We start from the raw sequence: 26584 nt of genomic DNA on the forward strand, positions 1-26584 counted from the left end.
GGGTGTAAGTATTCTGTGGAGTACATACGAAGGGCCCTGCCGACGCGCGTCGGCAGGGCCCTTCGTATGTACGTGTCGGCTTTCGCCGGACCTCATGTCTCCGAGGAGTCCGGGCTGCCGAGCAGTGCGGACGCGGTCTGCAGCGGGGTAAGGGCGCGCACGGGTGCGGCCTCGTGGCCGCCTCGGCAGGTGAAGCCGAGGCTGGCCATGGCCCGGGTGACTTCCCTGCTGGTGAAGTCGCGGCGGTCCTGTCGGGTGATGACTTCGCCCACTTGCTTGACGGGGTAGTGACGGCGGCCGATGATCACGGACTCACCCGTGATGATCTCGGGCTTGACACCCTTCATCGAGGCCACCACTCCGCTCTTGGAGAGGTCGAACGGAAACCGGGCGATGACGCAGCGCATGATGCCTCGCAGTGAGAAGGAGGAGAACGGGCCGACCAGGGCGATGCGGATCAGCTGGAGAGAGCGAGAACGCCCAGGGCGTGGCCGTACTCTTCGACGGCGACGGGCAGAACCACGCTCAGGACGTCCCGTACACGCATCTGATCCGTGTATGCCGAGCTGTCGCGGGCGACGACGAGTTGGGCCCGGGTGATCGAGCCCGTGCACTGATCGTCCCCGTCGCAGATGAGCAGGTACCCGACACGCGCACTGGCCATGACGGACAAGGCCACCTCGACGGTCATGTCGTCACAGACCCTCGGACCCGAAGCGTCCATGGCGCGGACCGCGGTCGTGGGAGCGGGGTCCGCCCGGCGCTGCCGTGTCTGAACGAGTGTCAAAGGATGCCTCCTGCGGGGATGGGTGAGCATTCCGGTCACGCAGGCTCTAGGCCTGTCGGGCCGCAGGATTGGAGGAGGACTGCCGCCGCGTCGTGCGGCGCGCCGCCTCACCGGTGGGCCGGCCCCGGTCGGTGCGGCCGCGGCTGCCCCTGGACGAAGAAGAGGTGCCACGACGGGGGCGTTCCACGACCGGCACGGTGATGGTCACCGGGACACCCGAGGGGGCCTGGGCGCCGGTGATGCGACTCAACTCCGCCTCGCCCGAACGCACTTGGGTCGTCTGCGCTATGACGCCGGCCGAAGCCATCAGTCGGGTCATGCCCCGCCGCTGGTCGGGTGTCACCAGGGTGACGACGCTTCCGGACTCGCCGGCACGGGCCGTGCGCCCGCCACGGTGCAGGTAGTCCTTGGGGTCACTGGGCGGATCCACATTGACGACCAGGTCGAGGTTGTCGATGTGGATACCGCGCGCCGCGACATTGGTCGCCACCAGCACTGTCACATGCCCGGTCTTGAACTGGGCCAGGGTTCGCGTGCGCTGCGGCTGGGACCTGCCGCCGTGCAGGGCCGCGGCACGCACGCCGCTGTCCAGCAGGTGCTTGGTCAGCCGGTCCACCGCGTGCTTGGTGTCCAGGAACATGAGCACCCGGCCGTCCCGCGCAGCGATTTCGGTGGTCGTCCGGTGCTTGTCCGCCCCGTGCACGTGGAGTACGTGGTGCTCCATCGTGGTGACCGCACCGGCGGACGGGTCGACGGAGTGGACCACCGGGTCGGTCAGGTAGCGGCGGACCAGCAGGTCGACGTTGCGGTCCAGGGTGGCGGAGAAGAGCATCCGCTGCCCCTCGGGCCGCACTTGGTCGAGCAGCGCGGTGACCTGGGGCATGAAGCCCATGTCGGTCATTTGATCGGCCTCGTCGAGGACGGTGATGCCGACCTGGTTCAGCCGGCAGTCGCCACGGTCGATGAGGTCCTTGAGCCGGCCCGGCGTGGCGACGACGACCTCCGCCCCGCCACGCAGCGCGCCGGCCTGCCTGCCGATGGACATCCCACCGACCACGGTGGCCAGCCGCAGCTTCACGGCGCGGGCATACGGAGTGAGCGCGTCGGTGACCTGCTGGGCGAGCTCGCGGGTGGGGACGAGGACGAGAGCAAGCGGCTGCCGCGGCTCGGCGCGCTGACCGGCCGTACGGGCCAGCAGCGCAAGGCCGAAGGCGAGGGTCTTGCCCGAACCGGTGCGGCCACGGCCGAGTACGTCGCGGCCCGCGAGAGAGTTCGGCAGGGTCGCCGCCTGGATCGGGAAAGGTACGGCGACGCCCTCACGGCCGAGAGCGTCCAGCATCGGCGCAGGCATGGCGAGATCGGCGAACGCCTCGACGGCGGGCAATGCCGGAGTGATCGTCTTCGGCAGCGCGAACTCGCCTTGTGAACCGGTCTGTCGACGTCCATAACGCTCCGGACGGCTCGGACCGCCCGAACGATTTGAGCGGCCGGTGGCGGGAGCCCCGAAACGGCTGTCACGCCTTCCGCCGGAACCTCCGGTGCGAGAGCGGGCGAAGCGATCGTTTGTTCGTGTGCGGTTCATGCGGAACCTTCCTTGATAGGGCACGTACCAAGGAATTCCCGCTGTGAATTGGCTGCGCGGAGAATCGCAAGAACGAGCCGATGTGATGAGGGGCCGAATGGGATCGGCGAAAATTCCCACGGGATGCGCCGCCGAGGGGAATGACTCGATCCTGGCAGTAAGGTGAGTATTCCGTTCGCGAGGCTCTGGAGAGTTTCATCCGGAGCGCGGGGCGGGGCATTTCCCGAAGAACCCTGGGGGCGAACCCTCTGAGTCCTGAAATGAAGCGAGCTGGGGCCCGCACCCAAGGTGCGGGCCCCAGCTGCGAAGTAAACGCTGTATCAGGCGGGGACGATGTTCTCGGCCGTCGGGCCCTTCTGGCCCTGGGCGATGTCGAAGTTCACCTTCTGGCCCTCCTGCAGCTCGCGGAATCCCTGGGCGGCGATGTTCGAGTAGTGCGCGAAGACGTCAGCGCCGCCGCCGTCCTGCTCGATGAAGCCGAATCCCTTTTCCGCGTTGAACCACTTCACTGTGCCAGTAGCCATTTTGAATCTCCTTCGGGGCGTGTTCGGAGTTCGCCCTGTGCGGACTCCGCGTCGCCGTGATGATCACCCCGCCGGAAAATAAGATCCGGAGATACAAAAAGAGCTCCACCGTTACATGGAACCGGTGGGGGCACTTGCAAGTTTTCGGGAACCACAACTGCAACTGGGATCAACAGTAGCACGGCACGACCGTGCAGCTGCAATAAATGAATCTGCTCAGCCTGTCAAGCAAGGAACCTTCACTGCGCGCTGCGTCGATATTTCATTTCGCCACCACAGATATTGATTCGCCCGGACCGCAACGTCTCTGCCAGGGCCCTCCTGGCGGCGGGCCCACCACCGCGACGGTGGCGCCCGGTTGGTCGGAGCGTGGAGGTCCGGCGTTCGGTGCTCTCATGTGACCCAGGCCATAAAGAAAACGGTGTCGTTTCGATAGCGGGAGGGCTACGCTGACGCTGTCCAAGGTGAACGAAACCGTTTCGTTCAGAAAGGGGGCCCCGATGACCGGGCACCCGATCCTGTGCACCCCCCAGCTCCATGACGCGATGGTCTTACCCCTGGCAACCGTTGCGGCCGGCCCGGCCCTCTGACTCTGTTGCCGGGTCTTCGCCCCGGGCCTCACCGCAGGTGTCGCAGCTCCGTTGCGCACCCAACACCTCCACCAGAGCCCGGTCGACGCGCGAGCGCGCGCCGCCCGGCACCCGCGGTCGCTCCGCCGTCGGTTCCGTACGGAGCCATGTACGGAGCCCGGCGCGGCGTCCTCGGTGAGGACGCCGGTACCGCGCCCCCCACACCCACCCACAGGAAGAACTCCGGCATGACCACCGTCCTCGTCGTCAACGACCAGCCCCTGCAACGCCGTGGACTCCGCATGCTCCTGGCCGCTCAGCCCGACCTGACCGTTGTCGGGGAAGCGGCCACCGGGGCCGAAGCGGTCCGCATGAGCGCCGAACTCCTCCCCGACGTCGTCCTGATGGACGGCCGCACACCCGACCAGGACGGCATCGAGATCATCCGCCGCGTCACACGGTCCGACGCCCTGCCCCGAGTTCCCGACCCCGCTCGATCAGGAGGACACGCCCCGCGCGTCCTGGTCCTGACCACCACCAGCAACGACGAGTACGCCTGCACCGCCCTGCGCGCCGGAGCCGGTGGCTTCCTCCCCCAGGACGCCACCCCCGACGAACTGACCGCGGCCATCCACACAGTGGCCGTCGGCGACGCCGTCCTCACCCCCGGCCTGACCCGCAGGCTCATCGACGTGGTCCGAGCGCGCCCCACCCGGCCTCCCACGGCGCAACACCGGCTCGACGCCCTCACCGAGCGCGAACGCGACGTGCTCACCGGCGTCGCCTCAGGCTGGTCCAACGCCGAGATCGCCGAGAAGCTGTCCATCGCCCCGACCACCGTCAAGTCCCACATCACCAGGATCCTCACCAAGATCGGTGCGCGGGCCCGCGTCCAGGCCGTTGTCTTCGCCTACGAGTCCGGCCTGGTGCGGCGGCACGACGCCGATCCGCCGCCGTCCCGCGCGGTGACCATCGCGGCTGTGCCGACGCCGACGACGGGGACGACGCGGACGACGCGGACGACGAAGGTGGCCCGCCTGCATGCGCCCGGACCCGGCGGTTACCAGGCGGCCATCGTCAGTTCGCGCCCGCCGACAGCTGCCTGAGCCAGACGTCAGCACAGCCTGAACGAGACGTCAGCACAGGGACGGTCACGCCACGGGGCAGGGCAACGGGATGTGGAGATCCGTGGCGCCGTGGGGCTCCTCGCGTGGAACGGGACGCAGTGGCAGTTCCGCGACGACTTCGAATCCGCCTCGAGGGCGAGGGCCGGCGTGGAGGAGCCCGCCGACCGAGACGGCGCGCTCACGCATGCCGACGAGGCCGTAACCGCCGCTGACGCGACGGGAGTCGGCCGGAGCCGGGGTTCCGCCGTTGGCGACGGTGAGGATCAGCCGGTCGGGGGAGTAGGTGAGCCGCACCTCGGCCGTTCCGGTGGAGGCGTGCTTGGTGACGTTGGTGAGCGCCTCCTGCACGATGCGGTACGCCGTGAGATCCGCGCCGGCGGAGAGCGGGCTCGGTGCACCCACGGTCGTGACGGTGACTCTGAGTCCGGCGCCGTGGAAGGAGGCGGCCAGATCGGGGAGTGAAGCGATGCCCGGAGCGGGGCACGCGGGCTGCTCCGTATTGCCCGCCTGACGCAACAGCCCGACGGTCGCCTTGAGTTCGCGCAGGGCCGATGCGGTGGTCTCGGTGAGGCAGGCGGCGGTCGCCTCCGCCTGCTCGGGCCGGGCGGGCAGGTACCGGGTGACGGCACTGGCCTGGAGGTTGGCCAGGACGAGGTGGTGCGCGACGACATCGTGCAGGTCCCGGGCGATGCGCATGCGCTCCTCGGCGACCCGGCGCCGCGCCTCTTCCTCCCGGGTCCGCTCGGCGTGCTCGGCGCGAGCCCGCACGGCCTCCAGGCAGGCCCGCTGCAGTCGGCTCGCGGTGCCGAGTGAGGTGGCCAGCAACAGCCAGGCGGGACTGAACAGTTGGAGGACGAGTGGTTCGTCGCCGGGGCCGGCGGCCAACTCCGTCGTCACCAGAAGGGCGATGGCGGCGCAGGCGAAGGAGTTCGCCGTTCTGCGACGGGTGCGCGAGGCCAGGGAGTGGAGCGCGACCATGAGTGGTGCCGGCAGCAGAACGGGGACGAAGTACCCGAGCGCGGCCATGCCCGCGCCGCAGACGGCCGTCATCACCACCGTCGTACGGGGCCGGTCGCGGCGCCACACCAACGCGACGCACGAGGCGCCCGCCAGCAGGACACCGGGCCACCACGGGACGTCCGGATCACGGCCCGGGAGGACGAACACGCTGCCCGGGACGGAACACACGAAGACCGCGGCGGCCACGACGGAGTCGACGGCACACGAGTGGTTGCGCAGCAGTTGCTGCGGGCTGCTGGTCATGGCATGGGGATTCCTGTGCGGGGGGGGGGAGGGATGAGGCGGTCGGGGCAAGGGGCGGTCGAGGGGACGGACGGTGACGGTAGGGGGTGTTGAGCCGCCGCGGGTTTTTCTGCCGCCGACGGGGCGTCCGCCTGCGGCAGAAGAACCCGCGTGTTCAGTCCTCGGTGTCGAAGCTTCAGTCCTCGGCGTCGAAGCTGACGACGACCTTCTCCGCCGCGCCCGGGGTGAGCGTCAGCTCGAAGGCCCGGTGGATGTCGGAGAACGGGACACGGTGGCTGATGAGCTTGGCGAAGCGCTCGTGGTGCTCGACGAGTTCGGGCGTGACCTCGAAGATCTCCGTGGGGTAGCCCTGGGAGGCGATGAGGGTCAGCTCGCTGCGGAGCATGCCGCCGAGGTCGATGTCGTCGGACTTCTTCTGCACGGCGACCATGACCAGCTTCGCGCCCCACTTCGCGGAGTTGACGGTGGTGTTGATGACGGCCGGGACGCCGGCGGCGTCGATGTAGATGTCGGTGCCGGGGCGCGGCTGGCCGAGCGCGTTGGCGGCCTGGCCGTGCAACTCGGTCAGCCGGGTGGTGACGTCCTCGGTGGCGGAGTCGATGACGGCGTCCGCACCGACAGCCAGCGCCTTCTCCAGGCGCGAGGGAATGACGTCGGCGACGACGACGTGCTCGACGCCGCGCAGCTTGAGCCAGATCGCGGCGCCGAGACCGATGGGCCCGGCACCGAAGACGACGACCTTGTCGCCCGGCCCCGCCTCGGAGCGGTTGACGCAGTGCCGGGCGACCGCCATCGGCTCGTTGAGCGAGGCGACCTCGAAGGGCACGGTGTCGGGGAAGACGGCGACGCTCTTGCCGGCCTCGGCGTTCTCGATGAGCAGGTACTCGCTCATGCCGCCGTACTTGCCGCCGCAGCCGATGATGCCGGTCGGGGCGTCCTGCGGGTTGATCACCACACGGTCGCCGGCCTTCAGGCCCGTGACCTCGGCGCCGGTCTCGACGATCTCGCCGGCGGGTTCGTGGCCGAGCGGTACGGGGACGATGTCGCCGCCCGCGTGCGCCCGGGCCGGCATGCCGCCCATGTGCAGGAAGGTGACGTCGGTGCCGCAGATGCCGCACGCTCGGATTCTGACCAGGGCGTCCTTCGGACCGGGTACGGGCCGCTCGACGTCGACGACCTCCACCTTGTGCACGGCAGCGGTCTGGACGGACTTCATCGTGGCCATGAGGGCTCGCTCTCTCTGTCGGTACTCGTTGCGTGCTCGTTGCTTGACTTAGGCAAGCAGAATTGTGTTACTTAAGTCAAGCAATCTTTTGGGGAATCGGCCGGCTATGCCGGTACGGGCGCCAGGATGGGCAAGGGGGCCGGCCCACTCGCCTGCGGCCGGAATCGGGCCGGGGTCTTCGTCCGTATCGGCTTCGTCCGTATCGGCACGGTGGTGCGGTTGCCGTCGGTGGCGAAGACGAACAGGCGCAGGACAAGGAAGCGGCCGATGCCCGCGAGGCCGGAGGCGCTGAGGTAGACGATCTGCTCGGTAAGCATCCCGGGCGACGGCTGCACCATGTGCAGGATGAGCATCGCGGCGGTGGTCACGGCATAGGCGGCTGTCGCCGAGCCCGCGGACTGCCAGTGCCGGCGCCATCCGGCGCGCTGCCCAGTTCCGAAGGTGAAGCGGGAGTGCAGTTCCGTGCAGAGGAGGGTGGAGCCGACGGTGATCAGGGCGTTGGCCGCCGTCCAGGGCATCAGCCCGGCGAGCAGCGCTACGGCACCGCTGGAGAGCAGTCCGATACCGCCGCCGCACAGCACGAACCTGGCGAAGGAGGCGAGCGGGCCCGGAGCGGGGGGCGCCGGGTTTGTCGGCGTCAGCGGAGGGGGCGACGCTTGGCGCGCCGGAATCCCCGCGCCCCCGCGAAGGCCACATCGACCGCGAAGACCGCGATGCCGATGGCCAGCAGATAACCCAGACCGTCCGATGCCACGCCGATGATTCCCAGCGCGACGGCCACGAGGACGAGCAGGAGGAAGAGCGTCATCACCCGAATCCTCCCTGTGCCGCGTGCGTGGGGACGGTCAGCGCCGCGCGAGTTGGCGTTCGCCCTTGGCGCCCGGCTGGTATGCCATGTCGTAGTACCGGAAGATCGCTTCTTCCTGCTCGGCGGGCAGTACGTCGTCCGTCCCGATCGACGGGGCGCTCTGTACGTGTCCCTTGGTGTAGGAGACCTTGACGTAGTCCGGACCGAGGACTGCCTCGTCGAGGGGGACGAAGACCAGTCGGTGGCGGGTGGGAAGCCCGGTCCGGACGGTGGCCACGGCCGGTTCGTCGGTGGTCGTGTCCACATAGACGGCTTCGAGCATGCCGATCTTGTGCTGCTTCGGGTCCACCACGTCACGGTTGCGCCACTCGCGAATGTCGGCTGAATGGATCACGTCCTGCTCCTGTCTGCGCGCAGGTGGTGCACCGGCTCGACGCACCCGCGCCGGGCCGCCCCTCCGGGCCATGGCTCGTGAGAGCGCACTCACCCACTTGTCATCGTATGACCGAAATGCGGTACCGGCATCGGGCGTTCTTCCGGCGAGACGGTCCTTGGTCCGGGTGTCCAGAAGCGGCCCGGTGGCGGCGCTCCTCATCGGCCAGGTCGTCCCGGAACGGTGCGGTTCGACATACATCACTCCGGTACATGGGTTAGCCTTGGTACATGTCCATGAAGCGCACCAACGTCTATGCCGACCCCGAAGACCTGGCGATCATCAAGGAGGCGGCCAGGCGCAGAGGGATAAGTGAGGCGGAGATCATCCGGCAGGGGATCCATCTCGCGGCCATGGCGAACCGGGTCTGGGACGAGCCGTTGTTCTCGCGCACCTTCGAAGGGCCGGGGCGTACGGCGTCCCAGGCCGAGGTCCGCGACGCGGTGGCTGACGCGGTCCGCCGCGAGGCCGACGCCGGTTCCGGGACCGCAGCGTGATCATCGTCATCGCCGACACCTCCGGCCTCCTGGCCGCCCTGGACTCCACCCACCCGGAACACGAAGCCGCGAACGAGGCGATTCTGGCCGCGGGACTCCTGGTCATGTCTCCTCTCCTGCTCGCCGAACTCGACCACGTCGCCACCCGTGAACTGGGCCGCGAGGCCGCCGTCAGCGCGGTCGACGACATACGGCACTGGATGCGCCGAGGCCGTATCTCCGTACCGGAAATCACGGAAGACCACCTGGGCGCCGCACAGTCCGTTCGGGCGCGTTACGGTGCGCTGGAACTCGATCTCGCCGACGCGGTGAACGTGGCCCTCGCCTCCGACTACGACACGGATGCGATCCTCACGCTCGACCGCCGCGACTTTCGTGCCGTATGTCCGTTGGGCCGTCACAAGGCGTTTCGGGTGTTGCCCGACGACCTTCCGCTCTGAGCGAGCTTCGTGGTTTTCGTTGCCGAAGTGCCTGTCCATGCAAAGGACTTGGCCGGCTGCCGATCCGCGAGGGGAGGCAGGCACTCGCCGAGTGGCCATGTACCCGACACCTCCTCTTCAGCCCAGCACAACCCTTCGTCCACCACGCGCGTCGTACGTCACCGAAGCCTCGAACCCGGGAGCTGAAACCCGGAGTCGGCTTCTGGAGACGGGAGCCCCGCCTTGCGCGCACGTACCCTGGCCGTCGCCACGACGGCCGCCCTCACTGCCGTCCTTGCCGCCGCCGGCATCGGCGCCCCCGCCGCTGTCGCGGCCCCCTTGGGCCTGCCGGGCGACTTCAACGGCGACGGCTACCCGGACCTGGCGGTGGGCGTGCCCTCCGCACAGGTCGGCGACCAGGCCAAGGCCGGTTATGTGAACGTCGTGTGGGGCGGCCCGGACGGCCCGGGCACGTACGGCTCCGTGCGGATCAGCCAGGCCACGAGCGGGGTGCCGGGCACCCCCGAGGCGGGTGACTTCTTCGGGTCCGCGGTCGCCGCCGCGGACGTCGACGGCGACCGCTACGCCGACCTGGTCGTGGGCGCCTCCAGCGAGTCCCTCTCCTCCGACACGTACGCGGAACAAGGGACGGTCACCGTGCTGCGTGGCTCCGCCTCCGGCCTCGCCGACGGCGGCTACACGGTCGCGCGGGGCGACACCGAGCTCTCCCGGGTCGGCCGGGTGATCGCCGCCGGGGACGTGAACGGCGACGGCCGCACCGACCTGGCACTCACCCGCGACGCTGATGAGCACGGTGGCGCGGTGCTGCGTCCCGGCCCGCTCACCGCCGACTCCCCGGACACCCTGACCGGGGAGATCGCCGGGGCGGACCTCGGCCGCGTGAACGCCCTGGCCACCGGTGACTTCGACGGAGACGGTGACGACGACCTCGCGCTCTCCGCCAGCGCGACGGAGACCAGGTTCACCCGGGTCTACCGCTGGCAGGACGGCGCCCCGGCGCAACTGTGGAGCGCCACGGCCTCCGCCGCCTCCCTCGCCTCCGCCGACTTCGACGCGGACGGCACGGACGACCTGGCCCTCGGCTCCTGCAACCCCAACTACGAGGCCGACACCCCGGACTGCGCGGACTACTCCACGGGCCGCGCCGAAGCATTCAAGGGCGGGCTGGTGAGGGTGGCGTACGGCTCGAAGGCCGATGGTTTCGGCGCCCGTACCCAGGACATCCACCAGGACACCCAGGGCATCGCCGGCACCGCCGAGTCCGAGGACCGCCTCGGCGCCGCGGTCGCCGCGGGCGACATCGACGGCGACGGACACGCCGACCTCGCCATCGGCGACTCGTACGAGGCGGTCGGCTCGCAGCAGAACGCCGGCATGGTGGTCGCCGTACGCGGCACCGCCACCGGCCTGCTGTCCTCCAGCGGTACGGCGATGAGCCTCGGCTTCACGCAGAACACCGCCGGCGTCCCGGGCACCGCGGAGTGGGGCGACCGGTTCGGCGCCTCGGTCCGTCTGCAGGACTACGACGCGGACGGCCACGCGGACCTCGCGGCAGGCGCTCCCGGTGAGAACTCCGCCAAGGGCGGTGTCTGGCTCCTCCCGGGCGCGGCGCAGGGCCCGACGGCGACGGGCTCCCCGGCCCTGACGCCGAGGAGTCTGGGGCTGCCGTCGTCGACGAGCGCGTTGGAGTACGGGCTGGTGATCGGGCGCGGTTAGGTTCCCGGTCCCGAACCCGGTCCCTGTCCCCGTCGCTGTCCCTGCCCCCGTCGCTGTCCGGACAGGTCGGTGACGCGGCTCACCAGTGGCTCCCGGTAACACGGCGGTCCGTCTTGCGTGGTGACAGCCACCGGGCGACCGCCTCCGAGATCGGCTGCCCGGTCTCCAGTTCGACGAAGCCGAACTGGCCGCCCTGGTTGCACTCCAGGAACCACCAGATGCCGTCCTCGTCCTCGGCGAAGTCGAAGGCGGCGTACGCCAGTCCGGCAAGGGCGACGTACTCGTGCACCGACTTGCCGATGCGTTCGGGTGCCGGGACCGCCTCCCAGGTGTGCTCGGTGTCGCCGTAGCGCCCGTCGACCTGGCCGGGCTCGGCCGTCTTCCGCGCGGCGAACAGGCGGTCGCCGACACAGGTCAGACGAATGTCGGCACGCTTGGGTATGTACCGCTGCAGCAGCGCGGGACCGGCCGCTACGGCGGAGAAGTCCGTGTCGGGCCCGATCAGGGTGGTGGGCAGGGCCAGCGCGGGGTCATCGCGCGGCGGCCCCGAGGCGGACTTCACCACCACGCTCCGGTGCTCCTCGGTGAACTGCTGAGCCACGCGTGGGGCGGTGGTGAAGACGGTGGGCGGTACCGCGAAGCCGCTGAGGTGAGCGACCCTCAACTGCCATGGTTTCAGGCGGGCCTGTTCGGCGTTGCGTGGATGGTTCATCCATCGTGTGGAGGCCGAGTGGAGCGTTCCGAACAGAGCCTGCCCCGTCTCGGCGGTCAGCCACGGTGAGGGGTGTGCCGCGTGCGCGGCCGGTTCGCCGGGCCTGCGCACCCAGACGGAGCGCAGGCCTCGCATGCTGAGCACATGCCCGTTCACCGACAGGTGGCCGTCGAAGTCGCCGTGCGCGTATTCGGCGGACAGCACGGCCTTGCCGGGCAGGTCGGCGGGGTCCAGCCGCATCACCGGGATCCCCGTCTCGTGCAGCCTGGACACCACCATGTCGGCGGTCACGTCCTCCTCGGACGTGAGGATCAGTACGGTCATGCGCGTGCCGGTCGTCAGTCGTCGAAGTGCGTCTGGGAGCCGGCGGTGGACGTCGTCGTGCCGGCCGCCAGGAGGAGGTCTCGGTCGCTGACGGCCGGGCGGCCGTTGGGAAGCACGTTCAGTTGACGCGACGTGTCGAAGCGGTACGGCATCACCACGGTCGGAAGCCCTTTGGGAAGTGTGTAGTTGAGGGTGAACGGTCGCACTCGAAACCTCCAGGGTCGCGCGTTGACGGCATACAGCCCCTTACGCGTCCTTCGCGTAAGGAAGTCATCAGTTCTCGCCACATGGGTGCCGAAGTCATCACACTCACAGACGCGTTCTTCGCATCGTTCGCATCATCTGCATCACCGTCCTCACAAAAAACACATCGGATGGGGCGTCAAAGACGTCACAGTGGGTACTGGCGGTGACTGTTGCCTCACTTCCGGGTCGCATGCGCGGCCCCTTTCGCGGCGGCAGTGGCGGCGATCCCAGGCAAGTCCGGCTTGTGGCGCCTTACGCCCGGCGTCGAGCCGCGGGCGGCCGGCGACGAGCGCGCCGCGCCGCGCCCAGCCCCCTGAAGTTTCGAAAACCAGACTTGCCCTTGACGTGGATTTCCGCGGGACCACAAGATCAGGCCGCCTTCATACGCGCCGCAGCGCGGGCTCTTCACCTCCGGCCGCAGATGGCGCCCGCCCACGTCCCGTCAAGGAGTCACCATGAGCTCGTCCCTGTCCCGGCGAAACACCCTCCAGGCCGCGGGAGCCCTCGCTGTCGTCGGCTTGGCCGGCGCCGTCGCGGGCTCCACGCAGGCCGCCGCCGCCACAGCGGAGGACGGCACCACTGAAGACATCGTTGTCAGACACCCGACTCTTCCGCAGGTGCCCCTCAACAACGCCTTCACCGTCAAGGTCCGGCCGCTCGGCGGCACCTGGCAGAGACTCGACGTCTACCTGGCCAAGCTCGCGCTGATCGACCCCACCACCGGCAGCAACAAGGCCCAGAGCTCCTCCTGGGCCGCCTTCGACTTCTCCGGCACCGTCGAGGTCGAGGTCACCTACAACCCGGGCGGCGTCGAGAAGGTCCGCATCCGCCCGGACTCGTACGGCATCACCCCCGAGGTGCTGGGCAGCACCGCGCGCTTCACGCTGGACCGGCCCCGCAACCTCGTCATCCAGGTCAACGACAAGGTCTTCGACTGTCTGCACCTGCTGGCGAACCCGGTCGAGCAGGCCCCGCCCGCCGAGGGCGACAAGAACGTCATGTACTTCGGGCCCGGTCTGCACACCCACGCCGACCGGACGCTGAAGGTGCCCAGCGGCACCACCGTCTACCTGGCCGCCGGCGCCGTCCTGACCTCCAACGTGATCTTCGAGGGGGTGGAGAACTGCCGGCTGATCGGCCGCGGCGTGATCTACGACGCGACCGGCGGCGCCGTCTTCATCCGCAAGTGCGACAACGTCACGATCGACGGCATCACGATCCTCAATCCCCGGTACGAGAACATCAGGGTCGCCGAATCCCAGAACCTCAAGATCAGGAACCTGCGCGCCTTCAGCCACCAGGGCTGGGGCGACGGCATCCAGCTCTACTGCTCCGAGAACGTCACGATCGACGGCTGCTTCCTGCGCACGTCCGACGACTCCATCGCCCTCTACACCCACCGGTGGGACTTCTACGGCGACACCCGCAACATCACCGTCAAGAACTGCACCCTCTGGGCCGACGTCGCCCACCCGATCAACATCGGCGTGCACGGCAACCCGGACCCCGACGCCCCCGAGATGCTGGAGAACCTGCGCTACGAGAACATCGACATCCTCGACCACCGCGAGCCGCAGGTGCTCTACCAGGGCGCCATCGCCTTCATGGTCGGCGACGGCAACCTCGTCCGGGACGTCACGTTCGACAACATCCGCGTGGAGGACTTCCGCTGGGGCCAGCTCATCCACATGCGGCTCACCAACAATCCGAAGTGGAACACCGCGGCCGGCCGCGGCATCGAGTCCGTCTACATCAAGGACCTCAGCTACAACGGCAAGAACGCCGACCTCTCGATGATCGCCGGCCTCGGGGAGGACCGCCTCGTCAAGGACGTCACCTTCGAGAACCTCCGGGTCAACGGCAAGGTGATCGCCGACAGCACGGGCAAGCCGAGGTGGTACCTGGCCTCGGATGGTGTGCCCATGTTCGTCAACGAGTACGTGAAGAACCTGCGTTTCCTCACCGCCGCGGAGGCCGCGGCCCTGTGACCGCACGAGGACCGCGCGGCGGCACGGCTGCTGTATAACCGGCGCATGCTCTATCACGTCGTGCCGCTCGGTGAGTGGAACGCCAGTCCCGAACGGCCGTACGCACCCGCTTCCCTCGCGGAGGACGGCTTCGTCCACTGCTCCCCGGACGAGGCGACCACGCTGGCCGTCGTCAACGCGTTCTACCGCACCGCTCCCAGGCCACTGCTGGCGCTGCTCCTCGACGAGGACCGGCTCACCGCGACGTGCGCCTGGGAGGCGGCGGCGCCCGCTCCGCCTCCCGGGGTCGACGGGAGCATCTTGTTCCCGCACATATTCGGACCCATAAACCGTGACGCGGTCGAGCGCGTCACGGAGGTCCGGTGGGACGACGAAGGCCGGGCGACGGGACTTGTGGACGTCGAGGACGGCGAGGACGCCGAGGACGGCGAGGAGTCTGCCGACTGAGGCGTGGACGCCGAGGGGGTCAAGGCGGGCATGTCTGTGCCGACGGCAGCGAGCGCCGGTCCGACGGTGTCGGCCGGCGTCTCGCGTTCCCGCCGTGTCATCCCACTCGCTGGCTTCTCTCAGCGGCGCTCGAACGAGGCGATGGAGTTGTCGCGCTTGACCACGCACAGGGCCCAGATGATGAACCCCGAGATCGCGATCATCACGACCGACCAGATCGGGTAGTACGGCAGGGAGAGGAAGTTGGCGATGAGGATGAATCCGGCGATGATCACGCCGGCGACGCGCGCCCACAATGAGGTCGACATCAGTCCGAAGCTGACGAGGACGGCGACGATGCCCAGGGCCAGGTGGAGCCAGCCCCAGCCGGTCAGGTCGAACTCGAAGACGTAATTGCGCGTCGCCACGAAGACGTCGTCCTCGGCGATTCCCATGATGCCCCGGAAGATGGCGAGAACGCCGCTGACCATGAGCATCACGGCCGCGAAGGCCGTCAGGCCGCCGGCCCATTCCTGCCTCGCCGCGTGTGCTTGCCGTGGGTGTGTCGCGGTCATCTTGCTGCCTCGTTTCGTGTTGTCCGGAACTTCGACGTGCTCAGTGACCGGAGGTGGAAGAGGGGTCGGCACCCGAGCGCCCCGCCGGACCGTGGCCGGTCAGGACGAGTTCCTTTGCCCTGCGGAACTCCTCGTCCGTGATGTCGCCACGGGCGCGGATCTCGGACAGCCTGGTGAGTTCGTCGACGCTGCTGGGCCGGCTCTCACCGGCCGCGGCCTCCCTGACGTAGGCGTTGAACGCCTCCTGCTGTGCGCGCGCCTGTGCCGCTTCCCGGCGGCCCATGTTCTTGCCACGGGCGATCACGTAGATGAAGGCGCCCAGGAAGGGCAGGACGAGGACGAACACCAGCCAGCCGGCTTTCGCCCAACCGCTCAGATCATCGTCACGGAAGATGTCGAGGATGATGCGGAAGAGCAGGATGAACCACATGATCCCCAGGAAGAACCAGAGCAGGGTCCAGAAGGCGCTCAGCAGCGGATAGTCGTACGCGAGGTACATCTGCTCGCTCATATCGTCCTCCGTCCCGGGCTCTGGCCCGGCAGCCGTTTCGTGCCGCCTTCAGCGTGCCCACGGCAAGGACCGGGCGGCCTCACCCGACGAGGGTGAGTGTGCGGGCCGCCGGATCCCCCCGGTCGACGCAGGTCAGCTGTGTGTCCTTCGGAGCGCGGCCCGCCATGCGAGGGCGACCGCCGCCTCGGCCAGGCCGAGCAGTACGAGCCACAGGCCCAGCAGCCGGGTCAGTGCGCGGGCCGACTCGGCCGGCAGGGCGAGCACCACGATCCCCGCGACGATGCCGAGCACCGCGACGCTCAGCACGACGCCACGGTGCGGTAGGTCCTTGGCGGCGAGTGCCGTGTAGAGGGTGAGGACGCCGGACACGAGCCAGACGACCCCGACGATCAGCGAGAGCGCGGCGATGGTCTGCAGCGGGTTCCGCAGGCACAGCACCCCGGCCAGGATGTGGAGCACGGCCAGGAGCAGGCCCGGGAGCCGTTCGCCGTGGCCCTCCCTGGCGAAGACGGCCACGAACCGGAACGCCCCGGTCACCAGCAGATACAGGCCGACGAGGACCGCCAGGACGTGCAGGGTCCCGTCCGGCCAGACCAGTACGAGGACGCCCGGCACCAACGTCACGACCGCCGAGCCCAGGATCCAGGTCCATGAACGGCCGAGTCGTGCCAGCACTTCCGCGGGGTCGGCCACCGGACCGGGGGCAGCCCCGTCCGGCACGTGTTCCGGTCCGCCACCCGATGCCGGACCACGCGACATGGTCATGGCTCCTCCTCGCGTGATCGAGCAAACCGAGTCTCTGCCGGGCCGCCGACCGCCGAACGCCGAACGCTCGACCGCCGACAGGCGTGTTTGCGGGAGTCGGGCGGGAGTACGGGACCCGACCGCTCCAGAGTCCTGCGCGTCGCCGGCCGCCGGGTCACCCGCGACGGGTGATCCCTGCGCACCACCGTGACCGTGGGACGGGGCGGACCGCGTCCGGTGCGGGGCGGACGTACACCGGCGGGGCCGACGAGCCGGCCACCTGTTCACCCGTTGCGGAGGATGCCTGCCCTCATCGGCCGCCGGATGGTGGAGCCCATGGATGGTCTGCAGATTCTTCCGCTCGCCGTCACCATGATGCTGGGGCCCCAGATCATGTCGGCCATCATCTTCGTGACCACGCCGCGGGCGGTGCGCGTCTCCCTGGGATTCCTGGCCGGGGTGGCACTCGCCACCACAGCGGGTACGGCGATCATGCTGGGGCTCGCCGCACTGCTCGACCTGGGCGACTCCTCCGACAACGGCTCGAGCGGAAAGATCATCCAGTACGTGCTGGTCGGCCTGCTGGCGGCCGCCGCCCTCAAGAACTGGCTGGGCCGAGCGACGGCCGAGCCGCCGAAGTGGCTGACCACGCTGATGGCGGCGGACCCGGGAAAGGCGTTCAAGGTCGGTCTGCTCGTCATCCTGGTGATGCCGTCGGACATCATGATCATGATGACCGTCGGTGTGAACCTGGCACAGAACGACGCGTCCTTCGCCGAGGCTCTGCCTTTCATCGCGCTCACCGTTCTCGTGGCCGCGCTGCCGCTGCTGATCACCCTCCTGTTCCACAAGCGGGCCGAAGCCGCGATGCCCCGGATCCGGGACTGGATGAACTCCCACAGCTGGCTGGTCAACATCATCGTCTGCGTGATCTTCATCGTGCTCATCCTCTGAACGGCAGAGCCCGCCCCTGTGCGACGAGCCGGGACCGACGACATGACCGAAGAGTCGCCGTCCGCCGCCCCCGCCCTCCGGTGACGGTGAGAGTGAAGGGAGCTATTCATGGAGCCATCCGGCACGACCGGCCCCGAAGGCCCCCGGCGCTCCGAGGACGACCGCCCCTTGAACGCGGAGGAGCGGGCGGAGTACGAGCGTCTGCGCCGCCATGCGCACACCCGCCATCGCCGTCTGCGCTATGCCGCCGCATCCGTCCTTCTCCTGCTCGCCTTCATCCTCGCGCCCCTCGCCGTAGTCGCCGCCTGGATCGACTCCGAGATCACCGACACCGACCGATACGTCGAAACCGTCGCGCCCCTCGCCAAGAAGCCGGCGGTACAGAACCTGGTGACCGACCGGGTGACGGACCGTGTGGTCGACAACATCGACACCAGGAAAGTCACCGACGCTCTCGCCGACGCCCTGGCTCGCAACGGCGCTCCCTCCGCCATCGTGGACCAGGCGGAAGCGCTGGACGGCGTCCTGAAGACCGGGGTGACCACCGTCGTGCACGACGTGGTGAACAGGGTCGTCACCAGCGACGAGTTCGCCCAGGCATGGGAGATCGCCAACCGCCGCGCACACGCAGCCGTGCTGAACGTCCTCACCGGCGAGGGAGGCAGCGCCGTCGAGGCCAAGGGCGACGCCATCACCCTGAACATCGGGACCGTGATCGATGAGGTGGGGCATCGGCTGGTCGACGCCGGTTTCGACAAAGCCGCGGACATCCCCGACGTCGACAAGTCCGTCGTACTGGTGCACGTCGACAAGCTGAACGAGGCCCAGGACGCGGCGCGACTGCTGGACATTCTCGGAGTCTGGCTGCCCGTGCTGGTGGTGGTCCTCGCCGCCCTGGCCGTGGGGGCGGCACCGTCGCACCGGAGAGCGCTGATGACCGCTGGTGTCGGAGTCGGCGTGATGATGGTGGTGCTGCTCGTCGGCCTGGCTGTCATGCGCCGCGTCTATCTGGACTCCGTGCCCTCCTCCGTCCAGCCGCACGGCGCGGCCGCCGTCGTCTACGACGAGTTGGTGCGGTTCTTGAAGGACAGCACCGTCACGATGCTCGTCATCGCGGTGTTCGTGGTGATCGCCGCCTATCTGTACGGTCCGGGACGCGTCGCCCGCGCCCTGCGCTCCGTCACCGTGCGCGGCACCGAGGCCTCCGGACACCTCCTGGCCCGGGCGGGTCTGCGGACGGGAGGCATGGGCCGGTGGCTGGACCGCCACCGCGGCTGGACGACGGGCATCGTCATGGGGCTGGCGGTTCTGACCCTGTTCCTGTGGAACTACCCCACCGCGGGCTCGGTGGCCCTGGTCGTCGGGCTTGCCGTCGTCGTCCTGCTCATCCTGGGTGTCCTCGCCGCCGCAAGGACGGCGCCCGAACCGGCCACGGCCGACGCCGCGCCCCCTCCTGACGCCGGGCCCTCTCCTGACGCCGGGCCCTCTCCTGACAAGGGCTGACCGACTCGGCTCCCGCACCCTCGGCACGACAGAGGCGCTCCGCCGGATGACGGCGGAGCGCCTCTGAGCGGTCCTTTCACGTTCACGGTCACTCCGGCAGCTGTCGCATCTCCACGACGCGCAGTCCCAGCGACTGGCAGCGCTCCAGCAGCCCGTACAGATGCGCCTCGTCCACGACAGGGCCGAACAGGATCGTCTGGCCGGATATCACCACGTGGCCCAGCTCGGGGAAGGCCTTGGCCAGCGTGTCCGACAGATGTCCGTCGACGCGGATCTCGTAGCGCATGAGCTGCTCTCCCACGGGCGGCCTCGGGGCAGGCGGACGGCGCCCTACCCTGCGATCGTCCGCCCTCGGTGCCTCTGCGGGCCTCACCCGGTACAGGTGACCCGTCTCCCGGCACCGGTTCCGTGCCCCGGACCACCTGGGGCGATGCCGCCGCGCGTTCACAGCAGCCGGAGGTCGCGCGCGCGGCGCACCGCGTCGCTGCGCCGGTTCACCGCCAGCTTCCGGTAGACGCTCTTGAGGTGGGTCTTCACCGTGTTCACCGACACGTAGAGGTCCGCGGCGATCTCCTCCGTGGACATCATCCGGGCCAGCCGCTCCAGAACGTCGCGCTCGCGCCCGCTCAGCTCCGCCGCGACGAGCGGCGAGGGCTGCGCTTCGGGCCGGGATGACTCACCGCCTCGCGACTCACCGCCTCGCGACTCACCGCGTCGCGACTCACCGGGCGTGAGCCAGCCCGCGGCCAGCTCGTGGAGCGGTGCCGTGGCCAGGAGAGGCCGGAGCCACGTCCGGGCATCGAGGAACGGACGCCGCAACCGCTCGCGCCGGGCGTCGAGGAGCGCCTGCGCGACGAGCTTGCGTGCGGTGTCGGTGTCTCCCGCCCCGTCCGCGGCCTGAGCCCTCACCAGCGCCGCCCGGACCGTCACGGCCGGACCGGTCCGGCCGTCGGTGGGGATGCTGTCGAGCAGGTCGTTCGCCGCCGCGGGACGGCCTGCGGCGAGCTGGATCCGCGCGGCCTCCACGGCGCAGCCCGGCTGGTGGTCGCACACACCCTGGAGCACCTCGGCGGCCCTCTCCGGCCGTCCTTCGGCCAGGTGGGCGGCGGAGGCGACCAGCGCTTCATGGCTCGCCGCCCAGGGTGAGGTCACGGCGGCGGAGACGGCGGGGTCCACGGCCTCGACGGCAGCTCGTGTGCGGCCCCTGACCAACAGGAGGCGGGCCGTGGTGATGGCCCGTCCGGCCGCCGTCACCGGATCGTGCGTACCCGAGGGGAGGCCGGCCGTCTCGTCGAGGAGGGCTTGGGCCCGGCCCAGTTCGTCGCGGTCCACGGCCACGGCGGCCAGGACCAGCCGCCCGATGGCGGAGCCGGACGGCTGGGGCAGGCCGAGCCGCTCCGCCTCGGACACCGCCGCCAAGGCCTTGCGCTCCGCCCTGCCGAGCCAGCCGTTCAGGTAGTCGATCAGCGCCAGGTGCCCCATCGACTCCTCCCGTGGGAGCACGCTGGAGGCTCCACCGGGAGTGCCGGCCGCTGCGGACAGGGCAGCGCGCGCGTCGTCGAAACGCCCGGCCCACAGGCGCGTGGAGCCCAGATGGGTCAGCAGGAGTGCGGTGAGTTCGGGGTGCTTCTCCAGGAGGTGCGCGGGGACCTCCTGCCGCAGTTCATCGGCTGCCTCGGCGGCCTTTTCGGCCCGTACGGGAGAACCGGTCAGCCGGGCGGCCAGTGCCTCCAGCAGCGCACAGCTCAGCCGGGCGGCCGCCGGGCCGGGCGCCTGGTCGTGCGCCGGGCCGGGGGCGTAGTCGGCCAGCTGCTCCTCGGCGTGGTGCAGGTGGGCCAGGCCGCGGTCGAGGTCGCCCTGGGACAGGTCGCGGGCCGCTCGTACGAGGTCCGTCGCCAGGCCCGTGGCCTCGGGCCCCATGCGGGAGAACAACTGGGCCAGGTCGTCGGAGCGCAGTCCGGTGAAGAGCTGTCCGATCGCCAGGTCGTCGACGAGGGCACCGGCGGTGAAAGCCCAGTCGCCCGCGGCGGCGCCGTGGTCGAGTGTCTCCGGCAGGGATCCGTGACGCCGAAGCCACCGCGCGGCCCGCAGGTGGAGTTCCGGCTCCAGCCCGGGCAGGCGCACCCGCAGATGGGCCCGGAGTATCTCGCCGAACAGCGGATGGAGCCGGTACCACTGGTGCCCGAGGTGCTCGACGAACGCGTTCTCGCGGTGCAGCCCGACGAGAAGGGCCTCGGCATCGGTCCGGTGGGTGAGCTGGTTCGCCAGATCGGGACAGAAGCGCTCCAGGACGCTGACGCGCAGCAGGAGGTCCTGGGTCTCGTCCGTCTGCCGCTTGAGCACCTCGGCCAGCAGGAAGTCCGCGACCGTACTCCGGTCCGCCTCGAACTCCTTCAGGTAGAGCTCCGGGTCTGCGCTCTCCTGCGCGGCCAGGGCGCACAGACGCAGGCCGGCGGCCCAGCCCCGGGTACGGTCCACCAGGGCGCCCGCGGCATGGACCGGAAGGCTCAGACCGTGCAGCCCCAGCAGCGCGACGGCCTCCTCGGGGGTGAAGGCCAGTTCCGCGGCGCGGATCTCCGTCAGCTCACCGGCCGCCCGGTAACGGTGCAACGGCAGCAGCGGTTCGGTACGGGTGACGAGGACCAGGCGCAGGCCCCGACCGGCGTGGTGCAGGACGAACTCCAGCTGCTCCGCGATCTCCGGGGCACTCACGCGGTCGTACTCGTCGAGCACGACGACCACGGGCTCGTCACGGTCGTTCAGCGCTGCGGCGAGCGCCGACAGCAGCTTGCGGTCCACCCGGGTCGCGTCCGCCGGAAACCCGACCGCGCCGGGTGCCTGCGCACCGCAGGCGCGCAAGGACTGCAGGACGTATGCCCAGAACACACTGGGACGCCGGTCCCCCACCTCGACGGTGAGCCAGGCGACCGACTGCCTCAGGCCGGCGGCCCAGTCCGCGGCCAGCAGGGTCTTGCCCGCGCCGGCCGCTCCGTTGACCAGTGTCAACGGCGTCCGCAGAGCCTGGTCGAGGTGGTCCACCAGCCGCTGCCGCCGCAGGAAGGTGGCGGGCCTCGTCGGCAGGACGATCCGTGTACGCAGAAACGGGTCCCCCAGGGGATCGGCGCACGGATCGGCTGGATCAGCTGGATCAGCTGGATCAGCTGGATCAGCTGGATCGGCCGGATGGGCTGGATCGGCCGGAATGATCGGCCCTTGAGCGTTCTCGTCGGTCTCGTCGGTCTCGGCCACGGCGCTCACCGCCACAGTCCGTAAGGGTCAGGTCATGGGCAGCGCTTCCTCACTCAGCATCCCAGCCTTCCCGCTCATGCGCGCGGCGCCCGGGTGCCACCCCAGGAGACCCGCTCCCAGGCGGCCCTGGCGATCAGGAGGAGCTTCCCGTAACTGGCGTACCGTGAATTCATGACATATGGCGCATCTCCGAAAATTCCCGGAGTGTAATGCCATGACTCGCCGCCGCACCGTGTCGTCCGCGGACCCCGGAGATCTCCTGCACACCCTGGGGGATCTGACCGGCCGGATACTGGACCGGATCGAGTTCCAGCAGGCCCGCGTGGAACTCGCCGCTGCGTTGCAGCGCCAGGTCCTCGCCGCCGAGCTGCCGGTCCTGCCGCGCCTGCAGGTGGCGGGACGGTACGCGCCCGCGCGGGCCGGGCTGGACATCGGGGGCGACTGGTACGACGGCTTCCTCATGCCGGACGGCTCGGTGGGATTCACGATCGGAGATGTGCAGGGCCACGATGTCGAGGCCGCGGCCCTCATGGGACAGGTACGCACCTGTCTGCGCGCCGTCGCGATCGCCACCACGGACCCGGGGGAGGTGCTCCGGCGCACCAACGACCTGCTCGTCGCCATGGACTCCGGGCTGTTCGTGACCTGTTCCTTCCTGCGCTTCGACCCGGTCACGAGCGAGCTTGCCGACGCCCGCGCCGGGCACGTCCCCGCCGTCTGGGCCACGGCCGACGGTCGCTGCGACATCATCCTGAACGACGGCGGTCTGCCGCTGGGCATCAACGCCGGCGAGAGCTACCCGTCGACCCGCCGACTGCTGACCGACGTGTGCGCGTTCGTGCTGCTCACCGATGGCGTGGTGGAAGGACCCAGCTACCCGATCGAGGAAGGACTCGGGCGGGTGGTCGCACTGGTCGGCGGCGCCTGTCGCACCGAGCCGGACGAGCTGGCCGCGCGGATAATCAAGGTGGCGGATTTCACCGGCCACAGCGATGACGCCGCGGTCCTCGTCCTACGTTACGGAGGGCTCCCGGAGCAGCGGCAGGGCGGAGGGTGAGCGGCATGCGCGGCCTGTACGACACCGATGCGGCACGCCTCGCCCGGCATGACCGCCGGGGCAGGCGGGGATGACCGATGCCCCGCGCGGTGAGCGGCTCCAGCTGTACGCCGTCGAGGGCCTGCGCATGGCGGCCGTGGCGGCCGTCTACTACGTCACCGCCAAGATCGGGCTGGAACAGCAACTGGTGCGAGGGCAGGTCACGCCGTTCTGGCCGCCCACCGGCATCGCTCTCGTCGTCCTGATGCTGTGGGGCCTTCGTACGTGGCCGGGCATCGCTCTCGGGGCGTTCCTGGTGAACGTGACGCTCGGGCCGTCGATCCTCCCCGTGCTCGCCATCACGGTCGGCAACACGCTCGCCCCGGTCTTCGCCTGCCTGCTCCTGCGGCGTGTGGGATTCCGTATCACGCTCGACCGGCTGCAGGACGCTCTGGCGCTGGTCTTCCTCGGGGCCCTGGGCGGGATGGTGATCAGCGCGACGGTCGGCACGGGAGTCCTGGTGGCCTCGGGCGCGCTGACGGTCCAGGACTTCTGGCCGACCTGGTCGGTGTGGTGGACGGGCGACGCGATGGGGGTCCTGGTCATCGCCCCGTTCCTGCTCGCCGTGCGCACAGCCCGATGGCCGCGCGGCGCGCCTGTCCTGCGCTGGGCCGAGGCGGTGGCCCTGCTGGGCGGCACGGTGGCGGTCTCCGCGGTGGCCACCCGCAGCTCGCTCGACCTTCTCTTTCTCGTCGTCCCCTTCGTGATCTGGGCGGCCTTCCGCTTCCAGCTGGCCGGCGCGGCCCCGTGTGTGCTGATCGCCTCCGTGATCGCCATCGACGCGGGTGCTGACGGGACGGGTCCGTTCTCCGGTCACGATCTCCTCGCCAAGATGGTCATCCTGCAGGCCTTCAACGGCACGGTGTCCCTGACGGCCCTGCTGCTCTCGGCGATCATCACCGAGCGGAACCGCACCGTCCGGGAGATCGAAGAGGTCGTCGAGCGCCTGACGGAAGCGCTGTCCCGGCTCGCACCGGACGAGGCGCTGAAGCAGTGGCCCTCCTTCCCGCCGGAAGGACGAGGGCACCGGGAATAGCAGGCAGGGCGACAGTCGCACGCTCATGCTAACGATGGCGCATTGATTGCAAAGCATGCGCACTTGTGCCTTGATGGTGAGTGCTATCGTTAGCACAGCCAGCTTCCACCCTCAGGAGTTCCTCATGTCTGTGCGCATCCTGGCGCTCGTCGGCAGCCTTCGTACCGGATCGACCAACCGTCAGCTCGCCGAGGCGGCGGTCAAGCACGCTCCCGACGGGGTGGACATCGAGCTGTACGAAGGGCTGGCCGACGTGCCCTTCTACAACGAGGACATCGACACCGAGGCGAGTCTTCCGGCCGGGGCCGTGAGTCTGCGCGCGGCGGCCGACCGGGCTGGTGCCTTTCTGCTCTTCTCGCCCGAGTACAACGGCACCATTCCGGCCACGCTGAAGAACGCGATCGACTGGCTGTCCCGCCCGTACGGCGGCGGCGCCCTCTCCGGCAAGCCGGTCGCCGTCGTCGGCACCGCGTTCGGCCGGTACGGCGGCGTGTGGGCGCAGGACGACGCGCGCAAGGCAGCCGGTATAGCCGGCGGCGCCGTCCTCGAGGACGTCAAACTGTCCATCCCCGGCTCCCTGACCCGCTTCGCCGACACCCACCCCGCCGACGACGCCGAGGTCGTCACCGAACTCACCGAGGTCATCCGGCGGTTGACCGCCCACGCCGTCGCTCCCACGGCCTGACCGCTTCGCGTGCCGTCGCCTTCCGGGGCGCCGCGGGATCATCGCAGCGGCCTGCGGATCCACACCTCCCGGGCAGCCGTGTCCTGGTCGTCACCGTCACCGGCACCGGAATTCCAACCGGAACCGACGTCTGAAGCGACTCGAGGGCCGAGTCCGCCGAGTTTCGACCATCCCCAGGCGGTCAAGGTCTCCTCCGCCGCGGTCTTCCGGCCGCCTTCGCCGGGCCGGTCCACGGCCGCGACGACCAGATCGGCGTCGAGGCGGGCCAGCAACCGCTCGCCGAGGCGGGTCGCGATGCCGCGGCGCTGTTGGGACGGCAGCACCATCAGTTCAGCCAGCAGGAAGGTCCGGCCCGAGGCCGTGAGTTCCTCGATCTCCGCCGGCAGCTCGTCCCGGAAGCCCGACCACCACGCGCCGGTACGAGCCACGCGGAACCCGTAGGCGCAGCCGACCAACCCCGCCGCGTCGGCGACCACCATGTCGAAGTCGGTGCGCTGCACATGCTGCTCGAACCGGTTCAGAAAGCTTTGGCGGTCACGGTATTCGGCACCTGCGGCACCGCGGTACGCCGTGACATGGACGTCCGCGACGACGCCCCGCTGCTGCTCGGCCTGCCAACGGGACAGTCTGCGCAAGTACACGTCTGTCATACGAGCCTCCCCCGGCCGTGGGACGAACCCCCCGGATTCGGCATGGTGACAGCACGGGCCGACGAGGTAAACCGGGCGTCCGGACAGAGGGCCGACCGAGACAGTCCCGCGGGGCATCAATGTGCGGGTGCGGCTGAGGGCATTGCGGCGGGTGCTGCTGTCGGCGTCTCGTCGTCGTGCGCGCGTCGCGCCCGGTGTTCAAACGCAGGACAGGAAAGGCCCGTCTCCCGCCACTCTGCGGACCGATTCGGCGACTATGCTGCTGGTGTGGGCGTCCCAGACCTCGGCGGCACACCAGCAGTCGAACACGATGCCTGCGGAGAGCGGACCTGCCGTCCGGTCGCCGGACGCATTCCCCGGGAAGAACGGCTCGGACGCCACTGACGGGAACTCAGTCGGTCGGGTCGTCCCCCATCACCTTGTGTATCCGCTTCGGTCATGCGTCACGTCAGGTCGGCAGTCCGCCGACGCGTGAAGCTGTCCGGCGGGTTTCGTGAACCGAGGCGTCATGGCCCTTCCACAGCTGAGCATCTACCGGCACGACCGGAACACCCGTGCTCTGATCGCCCTGGCGGGAGAGATCGACGTGGACACCGCGCCGCTGGTGCGCGCATCGCTGGCGGAGTGCCTGCGCGACGGCATCCGCGCCATCGATGTCGACCTCACCGCGGTCACCTTCTGCGACGCGAGCGGACTCAACGCCTTCCTTACGGCATCCCGGCTCGCCGGCGAGTCCGGAACGACCCTGCAACTGCGCTATCCGTCACAGATGATGGCTCGCATCATCGAGATGACCGGATCCGGCTTCCTGCTCTTCCCGTTCCACGAGCCGCAGGCCGATGGGGGACCATCGCATCCGATTCCCGCCGTCACGGATGGTGCGCTGTGACGGCATCGCCCCGGCGGGGGCAGCC

28 protein-coding genes and 1 pseudogene are annotated in these 26584 nt (G+C 69.7%); 12 read left to right on the plus strand and 17 right to left on the minus strand.

Features of this window, described 5'->3' with window-relative positions:
• Window positions 1-92 precede the first annotated feature (92 nt).
• The 4 genes from FGD71_RS18855 to FGD71_RS18870 all read right to left on the minus strand — a co-directional run bounded on the left by FGD71_RS18855 (window position 93) and on the right by FGD71_RS18870 (window position 2893).
• The gene (locus tag FGD71_RS18855) at window positions 93-407 is read right to left on the minus strand and encodes an SCO5918 family protein (RefSeq protein ID WP_119101631.1); all 315 of its coding nucleotides are present in this window, start codon (window positions 405-407) and stop codon (window positions 93-95) included.
• A 50-nt stretch (window positions 408-457) separates the two neighbouring features.
• A complete protein-coding gene (locus FGD71_RS18860; protein ID WP_240436663.1) occupies window positions 458-787 on the minus strand; it encodes a CBS domain-containing protein in 330 nt (109 codons plus the stop codon).
• 46 nt (window positions 788-833) lie between these two features.
• Window positions 834-2369, minus strand: coding sequence for a DEAD/DEAH box helicase (locus FGD71_RS18865; RefSeq protein ID WP_119101633.1), 1536 nt, complete (start codon window positions 2367-2369; stop codon window positions 834-836).
• A gap of 320 nt (window positions 2370-2689) precedes the next feature.
• A complete protein-coding gene (locus FGD71_RS18870) occupies window positions 2690-2893 on the minus strand; it encodes a cold-shock protein (RefSeq protein WP_119101634.1) in 204 nt (67 codons plus the stop codon).
• Window positions 2894-3710: 817 nt separating this feature from the next.
• On the opposite strand from FGD71_RS18870, the pseudogene FGD71_RS18875 reads away from it, so the two are divergent.
• Window positions 3711-4394, plus strand: a pseudogene (locus FGD71_RS18875) (LuxR C-terminal-related transcriptional regulator); the annotation flags it as partial.
• Window positions 4395-4613: 219 nt separating this feature from the next.
• On the opposite strand, the gene FGD71_RS18880 reads toward FGD71_RS18875, so the two are convergent.
• The 5 genes from FGD71_RS18880 to FGD71_RS18895 all read right to left on the minus strand — a co-directional run bounded on the left by FGD71_RS18880 (window position 4614) and on the right by FGD71_RS18895 (window position 8279).
• A complete protein-coding gene (locus tag FGD71_RS18880; RefSeq protein ID WP_119101635.1) occupies window positions 4614-5852 on the minus strand; it encodes a sensor histidine kinase in 1239 nt (412 codons plus the stop codon).
• 175 nt (window positions 5853-6027) lie between these two features.
• The gene (locus FGD71_RS18885) at window positions 6028-7077 is read right to left on the minus strand and encodes a zinc-dependent alcohol dehydrogenase (RefSeq protein WP_119101636.1); all 1050 of its coding nucleotides are present in this window, start codon (window positions 7075-7077) and stop codon (window positions 6028-6030) included.
• A gap of 104 nt (window positions 7078-7181) precedes the next feature.
• Window positions 7182-7658: a GtrA family protein gene (locus FGD71_RS18890; RefSeq protein ID WP_420878320.1), complete on the minus strand. Its 477-nt coding sequence runs from the start codon at window positions 7656-7658 to the stop codon at window positions 7182-7184.
• A 56-nt stretch (window positions 7659-7714) separates the two neighbouring features.
• Window positions 7715-7885, minus strand: a complete 171-nt coding sequence (locus FGD71_RS47435) for a hypothetical protein (protein ID WP_162931168.1) — start codon at window positions 7883-7885, stop codon at window positions 7715-7717.
• A gap of 37 nt (window positions 7886-7922) precedes the next feature.
• Window positions 7923-8279: a PRC-barrel domain-containing protein gene (locus tag FGD71_RS18895; RefSeq protein ID WP_119101637.1), complete on the minus strand. Its 357-nt coding sequence runs from the start codon at window positions 8277-8279 to the stop codon at window positions 7923-7925.
• A gap of 269 nt (window positions 8280-8548) precedes the next feature.
• On the opposite strand from FGD71_RS18895, the gene FGD71_RS18900 reads away from it, so the two are divergent.
• The 3 genes from FGD71_RS18900 (at window position 8549) to FGD71_RS18910 (ending at window position 10971) form a co-directional block, all read left to right on the plus strand.
• Entirely contained in the window at window positions 8549-8815 is a 267-nt protein-coding gene (locus tag FGD71_RS18900) for a ribbon-helix-helix domain-containing protein (protein WP_119101638.1), read from the plus strand.
• Complete coding sequence (locus FGD71_RS18905) at window positions 8812-9255, plus strand: PIN domain-containing protein (RefSeq protein WP_119101639.1); 444 nt, start codon at window positions 8812-8814, stop codon at window positions 9253-9255. The genes FGD71_RS18900 and FGD71_RS18905 overlap by 4 nt, the downstream gene beginning before the upstream one ends.
• 222 nt (window positions 9256-9477) lie before the next feature.
• A complete protein-coding gene (locus FGD71_RS18910; RefSeq protein ID WP_119101640.1) occupies window positions 9478-10971 on the plus strand; it encodes an FG-GAP and VCBS repeat-containing protein in 1494 nt (497 codons plus the stop codon).
• 79 nt (window positions 10972-11050) lie between these two features.
• Here FGD71_RS18910 and tgmB read toward each other — a convergent pair whose 3' ends face one another.
• Both tgmB and tgmA read right to left on the minus strand, forming a co-directional pair.
• Window positions 11051-12007 carry an ATP-grasp ribosomal peptide maturase gene (tgmB, locus tag FGD71_RS18915; protein ID WP_162931169.1) on the minus strand — a complete coding sequence of 319 codons (957 nt, stop codon included), beginning with the start codon at window positions 12005-12007 and terminating at the stop codon, window positions 11051-11053.
• Window positions 12008-12021: 14 nt separating this feature from the next.
• Window positions 12022-12213, minus strand: coding sequence for a putative ATP-grasp-modified RiPP (gene tgmA / locus FGD71_RS18920; RefSeq protein ID WP_119101641.1), 192 nt, complete (start codon window positions 12211-12213; stop codon window positions 12022-12024).
• Between the two features lie 495 nt (window positions 12214-12708).
• Here tgmA and FGD71_RS18925 point away from each other — a divergent pair, with 495 nt between their 5' ends.
• Window positions 12709-14241 (plus strand): glycosyl hydrolase family 28 protein, encoded by a 1533-nt coding sequence (locus FGD71_RS18925; protein WP_119101642.1) that lies wholly within the window; start codon window positions 12709-12711, stop codon window positions 14239-14241.
• Between the two features lie 45 nt (window positions 14242-14286).
• The gene (locus tag FGD71_RS18930; protein WP_119101643.1) at window positions 14287-14688 is read left to right on the plus strand and encodes a DUF952 domain-containing protein; all 402 of its coding nucleotides are present in this window, start codon (window positions 14287-14289) and stop codon (window positions 14686-14688) included.
• Window positions 14689-14807: 119 nt separating this feature from the next.
• Here FGD71_RS18930 and FGD71_RS18935 read toward each other — a convergent pair whose 3' ends face one another.
• The 3 genes from FGD71_RS18935 to FGD71_RS18945 form a co-directional block, all read right to left on the minus strand.
• On the minus strand, window positions 14808-15242 hold the full coding sequence (locus FGD71_RS18935) for a DUF7144 family membrane protein (protein ID WP_119101644.1): 435 nt from the start codon (window positions 15240-15242) through the stop codon (window positions 14808-14810).
• 40 nt (window positions 15243-15282) lie between these two features.
• On the minus strand, window positions 15283-15753 hold the full coding sequence (locus FGD71_RS18940; RefSeq protein ID WP_119101645.1) for an SHOCT domain-containing protein: 471 nt from the start codon (window positions 15751-15753) through the stop codon (window positions 15283-15285).
• Between the two features lie 132 nt (window positions 15754-15885).
• Window positions 15886-16518 carry an HdeD family acid-resistance protein gene (locus tag FGD71_RS18945; RefSeq protein WP_119101646.1) on the minus strand — a complete coding sequence of 211 codons (633 nt, stop codon included), beginning with the start codon at window positions 16516-16518 and terminating at the stop codon, window positions 15886-15888.
• Between the two features lie 315 nt (window positions 16519-16833).
• Between FGD71_RS18945 and FGD71_RS18950 the strand changes: the two genes are divergently transcribed.
• The gene (locus FGD71_RS18950; RefSeq protein ID WP_119101706.1) at window positions 16834-17451 is read left to right on the plus strand and encodes a GAP family protein; all 618 of its coding nucleotides are present in this window, start codon (window positions 16834-16836) and stop codon (window positions 17449-17451) included.
• A gap of 108 nt (window positions 17452-17559) precedes the next feature.
• A complete protein-coding gene (locus FGD71_RS18955) occupies window positions 17560-18954 on the plus strand; it encodes a hypothetical protein (RefSeq protein ID WP_181359232.1) in 1395 nt (464 codons plus the stop codon).
• Window positions 18955-19042: 88 nt separating this feature from the next.
• Here the strand turns inward: FGD71_RS18955 and FGD71_RS18960 are convergent, their stop codons facing one another.
• Together FGD71_RS18960 and FGD71_RS18965 are read right to left on the minus strand one after the other, a co-directional pair.
• The gene (locus FGD71_RS18960; RefSeq protein ID WP_119101647.1) at window positions 19043-19240 is read right to left on the minus strand and encodes a hypothetical protein; all 198 of its coding nucleotides are present in this window, start codon (window positions 19238-19240) and stop codon (window positions 19043-19045) included.
• Window positions 19241-19398: 158 nt separating this feature from the next.
• Window positions 19399-22068, minus strand: coding sequence for a winged helix-turn-helix domain-containing protein (locus FGD71_RS18965; protein WP_240436671.1), 2670 nt, complete (start codon window positions 22066-22068; stop codon window positions 19399-19401).
• Between the two features lie 349 nt (window positions 22069-22417).
• Between FGD71_RS18965 and FGD71_RS18970 the strand changes: the two genes are divergently transcribed.
• From FGD71_RS18970 to FGD71_RS18980, 3 genes are all read left to right on the plus strand, one after another.
• Entirely contained in the window at window positions 22418-23260 is an 843-nt protein-coding gene (locus FGD71_RS18970) for a PP2C family protein-serine/threonine phosphatase (protein ID WP_119101648.1), read from the plus strand.
• Between the two features lie 70 nt (window positions 23261-23330).
• Window positions 23331-24335 (plus strand): MASE1 domain-containing protein, encoded by a 1005-nt coding sequence (locus FGD71_RS18975; protein WP_119101649.1) that lies wholly within the window; start codon window positions 23331-23333, stop codon window positions 24333-24335.
• 124 nt (window positions 24336-24459) lie between these two features.
• Entirely contained in the window at window positions 24460-25020 is a 561-nt protein-coding gene (locus tag FGD71_RS18980) for an NAD(P)H-dependent oxidoreductase (RefSeq protein WP_119101650.1), read from the plus strand.
• A 38-nt stretch (window positions 25021-25058) separates the two neighbouring features.
• Here FGD71_RS18980 and FGD71_RS18985 read toward each other — a convergent pair whose 3' ends face one another.
• A complete protein-coding gene (locus FGD71_RS18985; protein WP_119101651.1) occupies window positions 25059-25670 on the minus strand; it encodes a hypothetical protein in 612 nt (203 codons plus the stop codon).
• 508 nt (window positions 25671-26178) lie between these two features.
• Here FGD71_RS18985 and FGD71_RS18990 point away from each other — a divergent pair.
• A complete protein-coding gene (locus FGD71_RS18990) occupies window positions 26179-26559 on the plus strand; it encodes an STAS domain-containing protein (RefSeq protein WP_119101652.1) in 381 nt (126 codons plus the stop codon).
• Window positions 26560-26584: the final 25 nt, after the last annotated feature.

Source organism: Streptomyces sporangiiformans (assembly GCF_005768555.2).
Taxonomy (GTDB): Bacteria; Actinomycetota; Actinomycetes; order Streptomycetales; family Streptomycetaceae; genus Streptomyces; species Streptomyces sporangiiformans.

What these genes read in the sequence shown, in the direction of transcription:
- FGD71_RS18855 (WP_119101631.1), bottom strand. Translation starts at nt 407, where the DNA reads ATGCGCTGCGTCATCGCCCGGTTTCCGTTCGACCTCTCCAAGAGCGGA.
- FGD71_RS18865 (WP_119101633.1), bottom strand. Translation starts at nt 2,369, where the DNA reads ATGAACCGCACACGAACAAACGATCGCTTCGCCCGCTCTCGCACCGGA.
- FGD71_RS18870 (WP_119101634.1), bottom strand. Translation starts at nt 2,893, where the DNA reads ATGGCTACTGGCACAGTGAAGTGGTTCAACGCGGAAAAGGGATTCGGC.
- FGD71_RS18880 (WP_119101635.1), bottom strand. Translation starts at nt 5,852, where the DNA reads ATGACCAGCAGCCCGCAGCAACTGCTGCGCAACCACTCGTGTGCCGTC.
- FGD71_RS18885 (WP_119101636.1), bottom strand. Translation starts at nt 7,077, where the DNA reads ATGGCCACGATGAAGTCCGTCCAGACCGCTGCCGTGCACAAGGTGGAG.
- FGD71_RS47435 (WP_162931168.1), bottom strand. Translation starts at nt 7,885, where the DNA reads ATGACGCTCTTCCTCCTGCTCGTCCTCGTGGCCGTCGCGCTGGGAATC.
- FGD71_RS18900 (WP_119101638.1), top strand. Translation starts at nt 8,549, where the DNA reads ATGTCCATGAAGCGCACCAACGTCTATGCCGACCCCGAAGACCTGGCG.
- tgmB (WP_162931169.1), bottom strand. Translation starts at nt 12,007, where the DNA reads ATGACCGTACTGATCCTCACGTCCGAGGAGGACGTGACCGCCGACATG.
- FGD71_RS18925 (WP_119101642.1), top strand. Translation starts at nt 12,709, where the DNA reads ATGAGCTCGTCCCTGTCCCGGCGAAACACCCTCCAGGCCGCGGGAGCC.
- FGD71_RS18930 (WP_119101643.1), top strand. Translation starts at nt 14,287, where the DNA reads ATGCTCTATCACGTCGTGCCGCTCGGTGAGTGGAACGCCAGTCCCGAA.
- FGD71_RS18935 (WP_119101644.1), bottom strand. Translation starts at nt 15,242, where the DNA reads ATGACCGCGACACACCCACGGCAAGCACACGCGGCGAGGCAGGAATGG.
- FGD71_RS18940 (WP_119101645.1), bottom strand. Translation starts at nt 15,753, where the DNA reads ATGAGCGAGCAGATGTACCTCGCGTACGACTATCCGCTGCTGAGCGCC.
- FGD71_RS18945 (WP_119101646.1), bottom strand. Translation starts at nt 16,518, where the DNA reads ATGACCATGTCGCGTGGTCCGGCATCGGGTGGCGGACCGGAACACGTG.
- FGD71_RS18950 (WP_119101706.1), top strand. Translation starts at nt 16,834, where the DNA reads ATGGATGGTCTGCAGATTCTTCCGCTCGCCGTCACCATGATGCTGGGG.
- FGD71_RS18955 (WP_181359232.1), top strand. Translation starts at nt 17,560, where the DNA reads ATGGAGCCATCCGGCACGACCGGCCCCGAAGGCCCCCGGCGCTCCGAG.
- FGD71_RS18960 (WP_119101647.1), bottom strand. Translation starts at nt 19,240, where the DNA reads ATGCGCTACGAGATCCGCGTCGACGGACATCTGTCGGACACGCTGGCC.
- FGD71_RS18970 (WP_119101648.1), top strand. Translation starts at nt 22,418, where the DNA reads ATGACTCGCCGCCGCACCGTGTCGTCCGCGGACCCCGGAGATCTCCTG.
- FGD71_RS18975 (WP_119101649.1), top strand. Translation starts at nt 23,331, where the DNA reads ATGACCGATGCCCCGCGCGGTGAGCGGCTCCAGCTGTACGCCGTCGAG.
- FGD71_RS18980 (WP_119101650.1), top strand. Translation starts at nt 24,460, where the DNA reads ATGTCTGTGCGCATCCTGGCGCTCGTCGGCAGCCTTCGTACCGGATCG.
- FGD71_RS18985 (WP_119101651.1), bottom strand. Translation starts at nt 25,670, where the DNA reads ATGACAGACGTGTACTTGCGCAGACTGTCCCGTTGGCAGGCCGAGCAG.
- FGD71_RS18990 (WP_119101652.1), top strand. Translation starts at nt 26,179, where the DNA reads ATGGCCCTTCCACAGCTGAGCATCTACCGGCACGACCGGAACACCCGT.